Annotated in this window: 10 protein-coding genes; 7 read left to right on the forward strand and 3 right to left on the reverse strand. The window is 71.4% G+C overall.

What is annotated here, in order from left to right:
- Positions 1-51: 51 nt before the first annotated feature.
- Together GA0074694_RS15595 and GA0074694_RS15600 are read right to left on the reverse strand one after the other, a co-directional pair.
- Positions 52-1,314: a S8 family peptidase gene (locus GA0074694_RS15595; protein ID WP_091459388.1), complete on the reverse strand. Its 1,263-nt coding sequence runs from the start codon at positions 1,312-1,314 to the stop codon at positions 52-54.
- Between the two features lie 71 nt (positions 1,315-1,385).
- Positions 1,386-2,624 carry a S8 family peptidase gene (locus GA0074694_RS15600; protein ID WP_091459390.1) on the reverse strand — a complete coding sequence of 413 codons (1,239 nt, stop codon included), beginning with the start codon at positions 2,622-2,624 and terminating at the stop codon, positions 1,386-1,388.
- Positions 2,625-3,576: 952 nt separating this feature from the next.
- On the opposite strand from GA0074694_RS15600, the gene GA0074694_RS15605 reads away from it, so the two are divergent.
- Complete coding sequence (locus tag GA0074694_RS15605) at positions 3,577-5,295, forward strand: LuxR C-terminal-related transcriptional regulator (protein WP_176737965.1); 1,719 nt, start codon at positions 3,577-3,579, stop codon at positions 5,293-5,295.
- A gap of 23 nt (positions 5,296-5,318) precedes the next feature.
- Here the strand turns inward: GA0074694_RS15605 and GA0074694_RS15610 are convergent, their stop codons facing one another.
- Positions 5,319-8,063, reverse strand: coding sequence for an AAA family ATPase (locus GA0074694_RS15610; protein ID WP_091463286.1), 2,745 nt, complete (start codon positions 8,061-8,063; stop codon positions 5,319-5,321).
- Positions 8,064-8,500: 437 nt separating this feature from the next.
- On the opposite strand from GA0074694_RS15610, the gene GA0074694_RS15615 reads away from it, so the two are divergent.
- From GA0074694_RS15615 to GA0074694_RS15640, 6 genes are read left to right on the forward strand one after another with little or no spacing between them, the layout of a single operon-like run.
- Positions 8,501-9,589 carry a polyprenyl synthetase family protein gene (locus tag GA0074694_RS15615; RefSeq protein WP_091459393.1) on the forward strand — a complete coding sequence of 363 codons (1,089 nt, stop codon included), beginning with the start codon at positions 8,501-8,503 and terminating at the stop codon, positions 9,587-9,589.
- Complete coding sequence (gene mvk / locus GA0074694_RS15620) at positions 9,589-10,668, forward strand: mevalonate kinase (protein WP_091459394.1); 1,080 nt, start codon at positions 9,589-9,591, stop codon at positions 10,666-10,668. The genes GA0074694_RS15615 and mvk overlap by 1 nt, the downstream gene beginning before the upstream one ends.
- Entirely contained in the window at positions 10,661-11,707 is a 1,047-nt protein-coding gene (mvaD, locus tag GA0074694_RS15625) for a diphosphomevalonate decarboxylase (protein WP_091459396.1), read from the forward strand. The genes mvk and mvaD overlap by 8 nt, the downstream gene beginning before the upstream one ends.
- Positions 11,704-12,804: a phosphomevalonate kinase gene (locus GA0074694_RS15630; RefSeq protein WP_245714763.1), complete on the forward strand. Its 1,101-nt coding sequence runs from the start codon at positions 11,704-11,706 to the stop codon at positions 12,802-12,804. Before mvaD ends, GA0074694_RS15630 begins: the two co-directional genes overlap by 4 nt.
- On the forward strand, positions 12,801-13,892 hold the full coding sequence (fni, locus tag GA0074694_RS15635; RefSeq protein ID WP_091459400.1) for a type 2 isopentenyl-diphosphate Delta-isomerase: 1,092 nt from the start codon (positions 12,801-12,803) through the stop codon (positions 13,890-13,892). The genes GA0074694_RS15630 and fni overlap by 4 nt, the downstream gene beginning before the upstream one ends.
- Complete coding sequence (locus GA0074694_RS15640; protein WP_141714158.1) at positions 13,889-14,947, forward strand: hydroxymethylglutaryl-CoA reductase; 1,059 nt, start codon at positions 13,889-13,891, stop codon at positions 14,945-14,947. The genes fni and GA0074694_RS15640 overlap by 4 nt, the downstream gene beginning before the upstream one ends.
- Positions 14,948-14,967 lie beyond the last annotated feature (20 nt).

The following is a 14,967-nucleotide window of genomic DNA, read 5'->3' on the forward strand; positions in this document are numbered from 1 at the left end:
CCGGGAGAGCCGGGTGGCCACGCGGGACGGTGCCGGGCATCGGCGGAGGGGTCAGGGGCCGCAGTAGAGCAGCCGGTTCGGGGTGCCGGAGACCACGCCGGTGACGATGTTGGTGGTCGCCCGGCTGGTCAGGTAGCCGGACACCTGGGCCGGGGTCCAGGTCGGGTTGGTCGACAGGGCGAGTGCGGCACAACCGGCGACGTGCGCGGAGGCCGTCGAGCCGCCGCTGATCGTGGTGACGGCGGTGTTGCTGGTGTACCAGGCGGAGGTGATGTTCTGGCCCGGTGCGTACAGGTCGATGCAGCTGCCGTAGTTGCCGCTCGGCAGCCGGGCGTCGGTCGCCGAGGTGCCCACCACGGTCAGCGCGCCGGGCACCCGGCCGGGGGAGAAGTTGCAGGCGTTCGTGCTGGAGCTGCCCCCGGTGGTGACGTAGGTGATCCCCCGGTTGATCGAGTTGGTCACCGCGGCGTCCAGGGTGGAGTTCGCGGACCCGCCGATGGCCAGTTCGACCACCGCCGGCCGGAGGGCGTTCGCGCTGATCCAGTCGATGCCGGCGATCACCGTGGCGTAGGTGCCGCTGCCGGTGCAGTTGAGCACCCGGACGGGGTGGATCCTGACCTCCTTGGCGACGCCGTGGCTGGTGCCGCCGATGGTGCCGGCCAGGTGCGTGCCGTGGCCGTTGCAGTCGTCCGCCGGCAGCGCGCCGTCGACGAGGTCGACCCCGCCGGTGACCCGGGGGCCGAAGTCGACGTGGGTGGCCCGGACGCCGGTGTCGACGACGTACACGTGCACGTTGTGCGCGGTGTTCGGGTAGCTGTACCGGTTGTCCAGCGGCAGGTTGCGCTGGTCGATCCGGTCCAGGCCCCAGGACGGCGGGTTGAGCTGCGTGCCGGGGCCGATCAGCGGGGTCACGCGGTTCTGCTCCACGTACGCCACCGCCGGGTCGGCGGCGAGGCGGCGGGCGGCCCGTTCCGACAGGCGTACCTCGAAACCGGCCAGGGCGCTGCCGTAGACGTGGCCGACGGACCCGCCGTAGCGGGCGCGCAGCCGGTCGGCGATCCGGGTGACCCCGGCGGTGCCCGTGGCGTCGGCGGCCGGGCGTACCACGTCGTCGCGGAGCACGACGATGTAGCTGTCCCGGACGGCGTCGGCGGCTCCGGCGTGGCGGATCGTTCCCTCGGCGGCGGACGCTCCGGCGTGGCGGGTCGTCTCCCCGGGGGCGGCCGAGGCGGTGCCGGCCGGCGCGAGGGCGGCGGTCAGGGCGGTCGCCAGGGTGAGGGCGAGCAGCCGCCCCCGCAAGCGTGTTCCGGTCATCGTCTCTCCTCGGAAGAAGGGGCCGGCCCCGGGGCGAGAGGTCGCCTCGGGGCCGGTGGAGGGGGTGTGGATCAGAAGGTGGGGGCCAGGTAGAGCAGCCGGTTCGGGGAGCCGGTGCCCGGGCTGGTGATCACACCGGTGGTGGCCTGGCTGACGATGTAGGAGTGCACCTGGGCCGGGGTCCAGGTCGGGTTCACCTGGAGCACCCGGGCGGCCGCACCCGCGACGTGCGGGGAGGCCATCGAGGTGCCGCTGATCGTGTTGGTCGCGGTGTCGCTGTTGTACCAGGCCGACAGGACGCCCACGCCGGGGGCGAAGATGTCGGTGCAGGTGCCCCAGTTGGAGAAGCTGGCCCGCGCGTCGTTGCTCTGCGAGGCGTTGACGGTCAGGGCGGTCGGGACCGAGGCCGGCGAGAAGTTGCAGGCATTGGCGTTCGAGTTGCCGGAGGCCACCGCGTAGGTGACGCCGTCGGCGATCGAGTTGGCCACGGCGGTGTTCAGCGAGCTGTTGACGCTGCCGCCGAGGCTCATGTTCGCCACCGCCGGCTGGCCGGGCTGGTGGTTGCTGGTCACCCAGTTGATGCCGGCGATGACCTGCGCCCAGGTGCCGCTGCCGGAGCAGTTGAGCACCCGGACGGCGACCAACCGGACGTTCTTGGCGACGCCGTAGGTGGTGCCACCGACGGTGCCGGCGACGTGCGTGCCGTGGCCGTTGCAGTCGGCGGCCGGCAGCGCGTTGTCGACCGCGTCGTACCCGTCGACGGCCCGTCCGACGGCGAAGTCGACGTGCGTGGTCCGGATGCCGGTGTCGATGATGTACGCGGTGACGCCCGTGCCCTGGCTGACGTAGGTGTAGCGGGCGTCCAGGGGCAGGTTCCGCTGGTCGATGCGGTCCAGGCCCCACGGCGGGTTGCTCTGGGTCGTCTGGATCGACACCTCGTGGTTCTGCTCGACGTAGTCGACCGCCGGGTGCGCGGCGAGGCGCTTGGCGGCCTTCTCCGAGAGCTTCACCTCGAAGCCGTTGAGGGCGTCACCGTAGACGTGGCCCAGCGTGCCGCCGAAGCGCTCGGCGAGCGAGTCGGCGGTGCTCTTCACCGCCGTCTGCCGGGTGCCGGCACGACCGCCGACGCTGCTGTCCTTGAGTACCACGATGTAGCTGTCGGCCACGGCCGTCGCGCCACCGGCGCTCCGGATCTCGCCGACGGACGGGGCTGCCGTTGCGGGAGCGCCGACCATGGCCGTGACCATGGCGGCGCCGGCGAGCGCGCCGACCGCGGCGAAGGTACGCCGGTGAGTGCGGGGGAGTGTCATCTCCCGGTCCTCCTACTGTGGTGGCCTCTCATGGGACTCGGGGCCCAGGTGAGAGGCGCTGGACGATGGGAGAATCCTAGCCGCCATATTTACAAACCTGGATCTCTGCAATGTTCACGATCTGAGGATGATATTGACTTCTTTCTGCGCGTGAAGCGTTGCCTCACGGGCCGGTTACGCGCTACGCGCGACGCGCCCCGCTGTGCGGCCCGCCCTCGTCGCCTGCCGTGCGGCCCGCGCCCTCGCCGCCTGCCCTGCGGCCCGCGCCCTGCCGGTGCGCCGACGGAGTGGTCCCGCGCGGGCTGCCGGCCGAGTCCTGTCCCGCAATTGTTCCCGTCCGCTCCGACGTGTCTGTCGTCGGCGCGGCGACGTGGGCGGCGGCGCCGAACCGATACGGCGAACGCGCGTGGCTGGCGGCGGTGTTGCTCATTTTTGCCCGATATCAAGCGATCTATGAAATTTTTTGGGAATTCGCAGGAAGCCCGCATCCGACGGCAGGTTAATCTGATCTATAGATCAATGAACGACATCGTCGTGTGGTAAGGTGATTGAATTTCGGGCGTCCGCGACGGCGGCGGTGTAATTCAAGACAATACCATTCCTCTTCTTTCGGGTGCGTGCTGCATAATCTCGGGGGCGGGACTATGAAAACGAGACCGACACTAGAGAACCAGACGCCGGAAACCATGCCGACCGCTGTGTGTGTCACCACCGGTCTGCGGCGGGGGCCGCAGGATGAGGATGCCGACGGACGAGCCCTGCGGGACATCCTCGGGGCTGACGTGGACCACGAGCTGGTCGACTTCGCGGCCGGCGCCGGGGGAACCCTCGTCTGCTTGCCGAACTCGCGCGCGGGCTCATGGAGGAAGGACTGGCCAGGGAAGAGGGTGGCACGGTCCACCTGATCGCCCGGCGGACCCCGCGTCGCGTTCTGGAATTCGTGGTGAATCAGTTGGGCGAGCTGAGCGCGAACTGCCAGCAGTTCCTGAAGGTGGCGGCGGCACTGGGGAGATCCTTCATGCTGGAGGACGTGTCCAGAATGCTCGACCGGTCCTCGGCCACCCTGCTCACTCCGCTGGACGAGGCCATAGCTGCGGGATTCGTCGTCGTCGCCGATCACCAGCTTGCGTTCCAGGGCGATTTCGTTCTTCAGGGGGTCGTCGAGTCCATCCCCGCGCCCGCGCACGATGCCCTCCGGCGGGAGGCGATGAGGCTCACCGCGGGGCGTATCCGGGAGCAGCTACGGGTGACCGAGCGTCCGACCGACCCGTACGGCGTGGCCAGGCAGGAGTCCGGCGGCTCATGTTCACGGGCGCACAGCCTGATAATGGACGGCGACGCGGCAGCCGGTGTACGGGTCGCGGAACGCGTTCTCGCCAGCCCTGACGCGTCGGTTCCCGCCCGGCGCGACGCGGAGGCCTCGATCATCCTGGGCAACTTCCTGCTCGGTCGGGAGGAGGCCGGCAGGGTCTCCGAGAGGATTCTGCGGGAACGGGGGGTCGAGCCGGGCGACGTTCCCGCGTTGATGGCACTGACCGTGCGATCCAACGTGCTCTGGCGGGCGGGGAAGTTGGCAGAGGGACTCAGCCTGGGCCGTACCGCCGTGCGCAACAGTGAGAACGTCGATCCGGTCTGGCGTCTGCACTTCCAACTCGCGCTGGCCGGAAAGCTCGCCAACCTTCGGGAGTTCGACGAGGCCGAACGCCTGATCGACGATGCGGAAGCCGGCCTGCGCGGACTTCCCGCGACGGTCTGGACGGCTGCGCCGGCGGCCATGCGGTCCCGGCTGCTCCTCCAGGCCGGGCGGATAGGAGAGGCGCGTCGAGAGGCGGGGTTGGCGATCGCCGCTGCGGAGCGGGACGCCGTTCCCCTGCTCCGGCCCCTCGCGTACTCCGTACTCAGCACCGCCTCCTTCTACCTCGGGGATCTGTCCGCAGCCATCGACCACCTGCACCGAGCGCAGAGTGAGATGGCGAGCCAGGTGGTGCTCGACTCCGCGCAGTACGCCTGGACGGAGACGCTCATCACCGTCAAGAAGGAGGGACCCCGGGCGGCGGCCCGGCTGCTGTCCCACCGGTACAGCCATCTCCCGACGGAACGGAGCCTGTACCTCGAGGACCCGAGTGCCGCCGCGTTCCTCGTCCGTCTCGCGCGCGACGTGGGTGACCGCGACCTCGAACGCAGCGTTCTCGAGACGGTGGAGGGCCTCGCCGGGGACAACCCCGGCATGTCGGTGATCGGCCTCACCGCCATGCACGCCAAGGCGCTGGCGAACAGTGCCCCGGCCGCCCTGGCGCTCATCATCGTGCAGTCGCCGGACCCGATCTCGGTGGCCCTGGCGACGGAGGAACTCGCCAAGCTCTACGCGGCCAAGGCCCCGGTCGGGGGACGGCAGGCCACGTCGACCTACGCCGAGGAGGTCGACCCGCAGACGGCCGCCTGCTGGTCGGTCCTCTCCGACATGGAGCGGCGCATCGCCTACCTGGTGAGCGTGGGTCTGACGAACCGCCAGATCGCCAAGCAGGTGCACCTGTCGGCGCACACCGTGAACTACCACCTCAGGAAGGTCTACCGGAAGTTGGGCATCAACACCCGGGTGGAACTGGCACACGGGGCGGCGAGCTATTCGAGCCGGGCGGCGATCTACTCGATGGGCGACGAGCAGAGGTAGGGCTCCGGCGACCCCGGTGGCGCTCAGACGGCAGACCCGGGCTGGTGCGCGACGGCCATCACCGGTGGGAGGGTCTCGTGCGCGATGAAGTACCGGGTCAGTTCGACGCGGCTGCTGATATCGAGCTTCGAGAACACCCGCCGGAGGTGGCTGTCGACGGTGTGGGGCGACAGGAACAGCACGCTCGCCGCCTCCCGGTTGGTCCTGCCGTCGACGATCGCCCGTACGACGCGCAGCTCCGCACTCGTGAGGCTCTCCCAGCCCGACTTCGGCCGCTCGGCACCCAGTCGGCGTACGTTGTGCCCGTCGAGACGACGCAGCTTCTTCTGCACCCGCTCCAGGTCGCACTGCGCCGCACACTCCAGGTAGAGATCCATGGCCGACTCGAGGAGACGAACCGCCCGGGCCTTGTCCCGCGTGCTCTGTTCCATTCGCGCCGCGTCCTCGAGCGCGCTCGCCGCCGCCAGCGGACGTCCGGCGAGCCGATGGAGGTCCGCGGCGCGGTGCAGCGCGAGCGGGTCGTTGCGCAGGAGGCCCTCGGCGTGTTCCGCGCCCCCCATCAACGACTGCACGACCGGGTTGCGCTCGGCGAGGCGCCGGGCGAACTCGGCCGCCCGCTCGGCGTCCGGGCCGAGCCCCACCTGCCTGGCCTGACGGACGAGCGTCGCCGCCGCCGTCGGCTCCTCGGTGAAGAGCAGCGGATCAGGTACGACCTGCCCCTCGATGTTGATCAGCGTCTGGACCATCATCGCCGGACGCCCACTGGCCGCGTGGAACTGCGCGAGTGCCCAGTCCAGGCGGGCCCGGTCAGCGCTCGCGTCACCGGTCGTCAGCCGCTCGGTCAGGCGCAACTGGTCACTGGCGGTGGCGAGATCGCCGCGATGCAGGCTGACGCGGGCCAGAACGAGGCGCGCGGGCACGGAGTCCTCCGGTGCCGACCGCTCCGCCAGACGGAGCGCGGTCTCGGCCTCGACCCGTGCTTCCTCGAGCCGGCCCGCCGCTGCCAGGAGCTCGGCGTGGTGGCCGTGCCACAGGGGTCCGGTCGCGGTTCCGCCGCGCTTCTCCGTCTCCTGCCGGACGGCGGCGAGGACGGCTGTCGCCTCCTCGAACTGGTCGGCCGCGACGAACGCCCGGACCAGCCACGTCCACAACGGGCGTTCGCAGGCGTCGCACTGCCGGGAGACCGTCGGCTGTCCACGCCCCGGCCCCGGAACCTCGCCGCACGCGTCGCCCACGCGCCCGGCGGAGTCCGCGAGTGCCCGACTCAGTTTGGCGCGGTCCAGCTCACAGACGTCCGGCCGCGCCAGCGTCCGCTGTACGAGTGCGGCTGCCAGGCCGTGGCTGCCGGCGTCCCGCAGTCCCTGCCCCAGTTCGAGCACCAGATGGGCCTCGGCTGCCGCCTCCACCCCGGGGCGCAGGGTGACGTCCGCGAGGCGGCAGGCTTCGGCACCCCGCCCCGCTCCGGCCAGCAGACGCAGGGCACGTGCCAGCGTCCACGGCGGGTCGTCGGAGGGGCCCGCCAGGTTCCGGACGGCCCGGCCCGCCAGGTCGTCGCATCCGCATCCGGACGATCGCGTCGGCGCAGCGGAGGGCACCCTGACCGTCGGCACGGGACCCGACCGTTCGGGACGGGCGTCCGCCCCACCGGTGTCGGGCCGGCGCACCCCGGTCTCGGGCGCAGGCCGGCCGCCGGACGGTGCCCGGGACCGCCCGCCGGCTGCCCCCGTGCTGGTCGAGGGCACGGTGGCTGGTACGGGCGCGGCGGGCTCCCGCTCCCGGAAGGCGGCGTGCTGAAGCGCCTCCCCGACCACCTGGTGGGTGAACGTCAGCTCCACGCCGTCCCGTCGGAGCAGGCCCACCTGCACCGCCTCGTCGACGCCGGAGGCCAGGTCGTGGGCCGTCTCGCCGAGCAGGGCCGCCACCTCGTCGACGGTGAACGTGTGGCCGATCCGCCTGCCGTCGACGAGCAGGCGTCGCACCGCGGGCGACATCTCGCCGAGCAGACCACGGACGGCAGCGCGGACGCCGTCGGGCAGCCGCTCGGTCACCACCGAGGCCGCGCCGTCCGCGATGATCATCTTTCCGGCCTTGATGAGCGCGCTGAAGACGTTCTCCATCAGCCACGGGTTGCCGCCGCAGCGCTCCGCCCAGCCGAGCACGGACGCGTCCGGTTTGGCGCCGAGGATGCTGGTGCACAACTCGGCCACCGCCTCGTTGTCCAACGCGCCCAGGTGCAGGCGGACCGCGACGTGGTCGATCAGCCAGTCGACGGCGTGCTGGGCGAGCGACCGGCTGGCGACCGGCCGGCGGGCGAGCAGCCACAGCACCGGTGACGAGGCCAACGACTGCACGAGCCCCCGGAGGGCGAGGGCACTGACATCGTCGATCCGCTGGGCGTCGTCCAGAACGACCACGAGAGGGTGCCGGCGCGCCGCGCTCCCGACCAGTTCACCCACCCGATCCATCAACCAGAAGGGATTGCTGTCCGGGCGTACCAGCTCGTCGACATCGACGTCTTCGGGCATCGCGTGCCGCAGAAAGTTGATCAGCAGGTGAATGGGGATCGGCTGATCGGTGATACTCGCCCGCCCCGCGACCACGGTCAGTCCCCGTTCCGCTCCCTCCAGCGCCGTGGCCTTCAACAGGTGGGTCTTGCCGATGCCGAAGGGCCCGTCGACGACGACGCAGCTGCTGGAGCCCCGCAGGGTGGCGTCCAGGTGCCGGCCCAGCGAGGACAGGATCTGCTCACGTCCCACCAACGGATGCATGACCACCACCGCCGTGTCTGTTTTGGAGAACCGTCCAGCGCGTGCCGTGGGCACGGCCATCATCGCGGTGTTCGACTGTCCGGACCGGACGCTCGAACATCCCGCGTTGAGCCGGGGCTCGGTTGACCGCCGCAGTGCAGAAGCTCACTCAGTTATACGGGATCCGCGGCCCGGTGGCGGGAATGGCGGTACTAGCTCGCACTACTCGCGTGAGTAGTGGGCAGGGCGGGGCACCACGATTACTGTCGATGGTGTCGATCAGCGCCCGGCCCGTGGATGTGCTGGTTCTCGAAATTGGCCCTGCCGCCTGGTGGACCCGTGCGTTCGCGAATGGGTCAGAAATCCTGCGCCCGAGGTGACCTGACTTCAACGATTTCGTGGGAGCCCGAGGTGCATCAGCGTGAGAATGATCGTCGCCTCGACCGGGAGATGAGATCATGACCGTCAGCTATCTCGGGGCAGCGGCGGACACGGCTGCCGTCGATGCCGCGATCAGGGACTTCCTCACCGAGCGCCGCGCCGAAGCCGACGCGCTCGGCGAGGACATCGCGGCGATGGTCGCCGAACTCGAGAGCTACGTGCTGCGCGGCGGCAAGCGCATCCGGCCGACCTTCGCCTGGCTGGGGTGGATCGGCGCCGGGGGTGACCCGCACGACCCGGTCGCCCCGGCGGTGCTGAGCGCCTGCGCGGGATTCGAGTTGCTGCACGCCTCGTGCCTGATCCACGACGACATCATCGACGCGTCCCGGACCCGCCGTGGCCATCCGGCGGCGCACGTCACGTACGCCGAACGGCATCGGACGCGGGGCTTCTCCGGTGACCCCGACGCCTTCGGCACGGGCACCGCCATCCTCATCGGGGACCTGGCCCTGATCTGGGCCGACGTCCTGGTCCGCGAGGCCGGGCTGCCGGCGGACGCGCACGCCCGGGTCTCACCGGTGTGGTCCGCGGTGCGCTCGGAGGTCGTGTACGGACAGCTGCTCGACCTGATCAACCAGGCCAGCGGCGACGAGGACGTCGACGCGGCGCTGCGCGTCGACCAGTACAAGACGGCCTCGTACACGGTGGAACGCCCCCTCCAGTTCGGTGCCGCGATCGCCGGTGCGGAGGCCGACCTCGTCGCGGCCTACCGGGCGTTCGGCGCGGACATCGGGATCGCGTTCCAGCTCCGCGACGACCTGCTGGGCGTGTTCGGCGACCCGGCGGTGACGGGCAAACCGTCGGGTGACGATCTTCGTGAGGGCAAGCGGACGGTCCTGCTCGCGACGGCACTCGAACGTGCGGACCGCCACGACCCGGACGCGGCGGGCTTCCTCCGGGCGAAGCTCGGCACGGACCTGTCCGACGACGAACTCGCCCGGGTCCGCGCCATCCTCGTCGACGTCGGCGCCGTGGAGCACACCGAGGGGCAGATCGCGCTCCGCGCCGACCGGGCCCTGGCCGTGCTGGAGGCGAGCAGCGCCACCAGACCGGCGAAGCACCAGCTCGCCGAGATGGCGATCAAGGCAACGCAGCGGGCCCAGTGATGCCGCCGACGAACCCGCTCACCTGCACCGACCTCGGAAGCGCCCCGGGTGCCGGGCGTGGCCGCGTCGGCGTGGGACGCGCCCACGGCAAGGCCATCCTGCTCGGCGAACACGCCGTCGTGTACGGCGCTCCGGCACTGGTCATCCCGGTGCCGCAGCTGACGACCACCGCGAGCGCGACGCGCCTGCCCGATCCGGACGACGGCGCGGACCGGATCTCCTTCGCACTGGCCGGATCGCCGACCACGTCGGTGACCCCGCTGGCCACGGACGGCCTGCGGCACCTGGTGGCGGAGTTCAGGGAACGGACCGCCGTCGCCGGGCGCATGTGTGTCGACGTGCTCATCGACTGCGCGATCCCGCAGGGCCGTGGCCTCGGCTCCAGTGCCGCCTGCGCCCGGGCGGCCGTGCTGGCGCTCGCGGACGTCTTCGACCGTCGACTCGACGCCGGTACGGTCTTCGATCTCGTGCAGGCTTCCGAGAAGGTCGCGCACGGCAGGGCGAGCGGCATCGACGCGCTCGCCACCGGTGCGACGTCGCCCCTCCTCTTCCAGTCCGGCACCGCTCGGGAGCTGCCCATCGTCATGCCCGGAAACGGCTGTGCGCACGCCCCGGAGCGCACCGCCCCCCGCCCCGGTGCCGGCTTCGACGGGCTCTTCGTCATCGCCGACAGCGGTGTCGGCGGCAGCACCAGGGACGCGGTGGAACTGGTGCGGCGCAGGTTCGCCGGCCGGGCGGAGACGCAGGACGCCTTCGTCCGCCGGGTGTCGGACCTGACCCACGCGGCCCTGCGCGACCTCGCGCACGGCCAGGTGGGCGACTTCGGCGCGCGGCTGACCGAGAACCACCGGCTGCTGCACGAGGTCGGGATCAGCACCGACCTGATCGACGCGTTGGTCGAGGCGGCGCTCGCGGCGGGCAGCCTGGGGGCGAAGATCACTGGCGGTGGGCTGGGCGGCTGCATGATCGCGCTGGTCGCCGACCCGGGCCGGGCAGAAGCGGTCGTGCGGCGTCTCCACGAAGCCGGCGCCGTCCGGACCTGGGTCGTACCGGTGGGGAGGTTCGCGAGCCATGCTTAGTGACCAGGTGCAGCCGGCCGGGCCGGCGGAGGAGGTCCTCGACCCCGGCGCGACCGCCGTCGCCCATCCGAACATCGCGCTGATCAAGTACTGGGGCAAGCGCGACGAGCGACTCATGATCCCGTACGTCGACAGCCTGTCGATGACCCTGGACGTCTTCCCGACGACCACCACCGTACGGCTGCGTTCCACGGCACGGGCCGACAGCGTCACGCTCGACGGCTCGCCCGCCCGGGGGGAGGCACGGCACCGCGTCGTGGCCTTCCTGGACCTGGTACGCCAGATCGCGGGACGTACCGAACCGGCCGTGGTCGACACCCGCAACCGCGTCCCGACCGGCGCGGGTCTGGCGTCGTCGGCGAGCGGGTTCGCCGCCCTGGCTCTCGCCGGTGCCGCCGCGTACGGTCTCGATCTCGATCCCACGGCCCTGTCGCGCCTGGCCCGGCGTGGGTCCGTGTCGGCCGCGCGGTCGGTGTTCGGCGGCTTCGCGATCTGCCACGCGGGCCCGGGTACCGGCGTGGCCGCGGATCTCGGCTCCTACGCCGAGCCGGTGCCCGTGGCGGACTTCGACCCCGCGCTGGTGATCGCGCTGGTGGACGCGGGCCCGAAGGCCGTCTCCAGCCGCGCGGCCATGCGGCGAACCGTCGAGACCTCCCCGCTCTACCGGTCCTGGGCCACCTCCAGCATGGCCGACCTGTCCGGGATGCGGGCGGCGCTGCGTCGCGGCGATCTCGACGCGGTGGGGGAGATCGCCGAGCGGAACGCCCTCGGCATGCACGCGACGATGCTGGCCGCGCGGCCGGCGGTGCGTTACCTGTCGCCGGCCACGGTGGCCGTGCTCGACAGTGTCCTGCGGCTCCGGGCGGACGGTGTACCGGCCTACGCGACCATGGACGCCGGGCCGAACGTCAAGGTGCTCTGCCACCGCGCGGATGCCGCCCGGGTGGCCGGGACGGTGCGCGACGCCGCGCCGGGATGCGCGGTGGTCACCGCCCGGCGCGGGCCGGGTGCCCTCCTGCGGACGGGGGCCGAGCGGTGACCGGAACGGTCAGCCACGCGCCCGGCAAGCTCTTCGTCGCCGGCGAGTACGCGGTGCTGGAGCCGGGACACCCGGCGATCCTGGTGGCGGTCGATCGGCAGGTCGGCGTCACGGTGTCGGGAACCGACGGTGCGGACGTCGTGATCGACTCCGACCTCCGCCCGACCCCGGCGCGACTGCGTCGGCGCGGCGACGGGCTCGGCGGAGACGACGGGGGACCGGCGCCCGACGACCTCGGCCATGTGGTGTCGGCGATCGAGGTGGTCGACGGGTTGCTGACCGAGCGCGGGCTGCGCATGCCCCCGCTCCACGTCTCGATCTCCAGTCGCCTGCACCGAGACGGAACGAAGTTCGGCCTCGGATCGAGCGGCGCGGTGACGGTCGCCACGGTGACCGCTGTCGCCACGTACTGCGGCGTGGACCTGTCGCCCGACGTGCGGTTCCGGCTGGCGATGCTGGCCACGGCGCGACGCGACACCGGTTCCTCCGGCGGCGACCTGGCCGCCAGCGTCTGGGGCGGGTGGATCGCGTACCACGCGCCCGACCGGGTAGCGGTGCTCGACATGGCGCGGCGTCGGGGCATCGGGGAGACGTTGCGCGCACCGTGGCCGGGGTTCGGGCTGCGACGGCTGCCGCCGCCCCGCGGACTCGCCCTGGAGGTGGGCTGGACGGGACAACCGGCCAGCACCGCCGCGCTGGCGGGGCGCCTGGCGACGGGGCAGTGGCGGGGCAGTACGGCGCAGCGGAACTTCCTGGCCCGCAGCGACGAGTGCGTGCGTGCCTCGATCCGCGCGCTGGAGCGGGGAGACGACCACGAGGTGCTGCACCAGATCCGAGGCGCCCGCCGGGTGCTCGCCGAGCTGGACGACGACGTCCGGCTGGGCATCTTCACCACCAGGCTGACGGCGCTGTGCGACGCCGCCGAGGCCGTCGGCGGTGCCGCCAAACCGTCGGGCGCCGGGGGCGGCGACTGCGGCATCGCGTTGCTGGACGCCACCGCGACGAGGGAGATCGTTCAGCTGCGCGAGGATTGGGCCGCCGTGGGGGTGCTTCCCATGCCGATTCATGTCCAGTCGACGAACGGGAGCGCAGGATGATCGCCAATCGCAAGGACGACCACGTCCGGTTCGCCGCCGAGCAGCAACGCCACCTCGACGGACACAACCAGTTCGACGACGTGTCCTTCGTCCACCACGCCCTGGCGGGCATCGACCGGTCCGACGTCTCGCTCACCACGCGGTTCGGCGGCATCGAGTGGCCGGTTCCGCTCTGCATCAACGCGATGACCGGCGGCAGCGTCAAGACCGGCCTCATCAACCGCGACCTGGCGATCGCCGCCCGCGAGACCGGTGTCCCCATCGCGACGGGATCCATGAGCGCGTACTTCGCCGACGCGTCGGTGGCGGACACGTTCAGCGTGATGCGCCGGGAGAACCCGGACGGCTTCATCATGGCGAACGTCAACGCGACCGCCTCGGTGGAGAGGGCGCGGCGGGCCATCGACCTGTTGCGGGCCGACGCTCTGCAGATCCACCTGAACACCATCCAGGAGACGGTCATGCCCGAGGGCGACCGGTCCTTCTCCTCGTGGGGGCCGCGGATCGAGGAGATCGTGGCCGGTGTCGACGTCCCGGTGATCGTCAAGGAGGTCGGCTTCGGGCTGAGTCGGGAGACCCTGTCGCGGTTGCGGGACATGGGTGTGCGGGTGGCCGACGTCGCCGGGCGTGGCGGCACGAACTTCGCCCGCATCGAGAACGACCGGCGGGACCGCGCCGACTACTCCTTCCTCAACGGCTGGGGGCAGTCCACGCCCGCCTGTCTGCTGGACGCCCGGGGAGTCGGCATCCCGGTGCTGGCCTCCGGCGGGGTCCGCCACCCGCTCGACGTGGTGCGTGGACTGGCGCTCGGCGCGTCCGCCGCCGGGGTCTCCGGCCTGTTCCTCAAGACGGTGCTGGACGGCGGCGTGCCGGCGCTGATCTCGCTGATCTCCGGGTGGCTCGACCAGTTGGAAGCCCTGATGACCGCGCTGGGCGCGCGGACCCCGGCCGACCTGACCCGGTGCGATGTGCTGGTCCACGGTGGCCTGCGTGAGTTCTGCGCCGACCGGGGCATCGACACCCGCCGGCTCGCCACCCGTTCCAGGTCCTACGGCACCACCCACGAGACGGTTGGAGGCACCCGATGACAGACCCGAACGTGACCGCCGGCGTTCCCATGAAATGGGTGGGTCCCCTGCGCATTTCGGGCAACGTGGCGGCGATCGAGACGGAGGTTCCGCTCGCCACGTACGAGTCGCCGCTCTGGCCCTCCGTCGCCCGGGGCGCGCGGATCTCCATGATGGTCGAGCCGGGTATCGTCGCCACCCTCGTCGACGAGCGCATGACACGCTCGGTCTTCGTCCGGGCGAAGGACGCGCAGACCGCGTACCTTGCCTCGTTGGAGGTCGACGCGCGGCTCGACGAGCTGCGCGAGATCGTACGTCGGTGCGGCCGGTTCGTCGAACTGATCGACTTCCATCACGAGATCACGGCCAACCTGCTGTTCCTGCGGTTCAGCTTCAGCACCGGCGACGCCTCCGGGCACAACATGGCGACGCTGGCGGCGGACGCCATCCTGACCCACATCCTGGACACCATTCCGGGAATCTCGTACGGCTCGATCTCGGGAAACTACTGCACCGACAAGAAGGCGACCGCGATCAACGGCATCCTCGGGCGCGGCAAGAACGTGGTCACCGAACTGCTCGTACCGCGCGACGTCGTCCATGACGCGCTGCGCACCTCGGCCGCCGCGATTGCCGAGTTGAACGTGCACAAGAACATGATCGGCACCCTGCTCGCCGGCGGCATCCGCTCCGCCAACGCGCACTACGCGAACATGCTGCTCGGGTTCTACCTGGCGACGGGCCAGGACGCCGCCAACATCGTCGAGGGCTCACAGGGGGTGACCGTGGCCGAGGACCGGGACGGCGACCTCTACTTCTCCTGCACCGTGCCGAACCTGATCGTGGGAACCGTCGGCAACGGCAAGGGGCTCGACTTCGTCGAGGAGAACCTGACGCGGCTCGGCTGCCGGGCCTCCCGCGACCCCGGTGAGAACGCACGCCGGCTCGCGGTCATCGCGGCCGCGACGGTGCTCTGCGGCGAACTCTCCCTCCTCGCGGCGCAGACGAATCCGGGCGAGCTCATGCGCGCGCACGTCCGACTGGAACGTAACAAGACGGCGAAGATCGGAGGCTGACGATGCCCCGTTGGTCTCAC

Origin of the sequence: Micromonospora inyonensis (assembly GCF_900091415.1) — a bacterium.
In the GTDB taxonomy this organism is placed as follows: domain Bacteria; phylum Actinomycetota; class Actinomycetes; order Mycobacteriales; family Micromonosporaceae; genus Micromonospora; species Micromonospora inyonensis.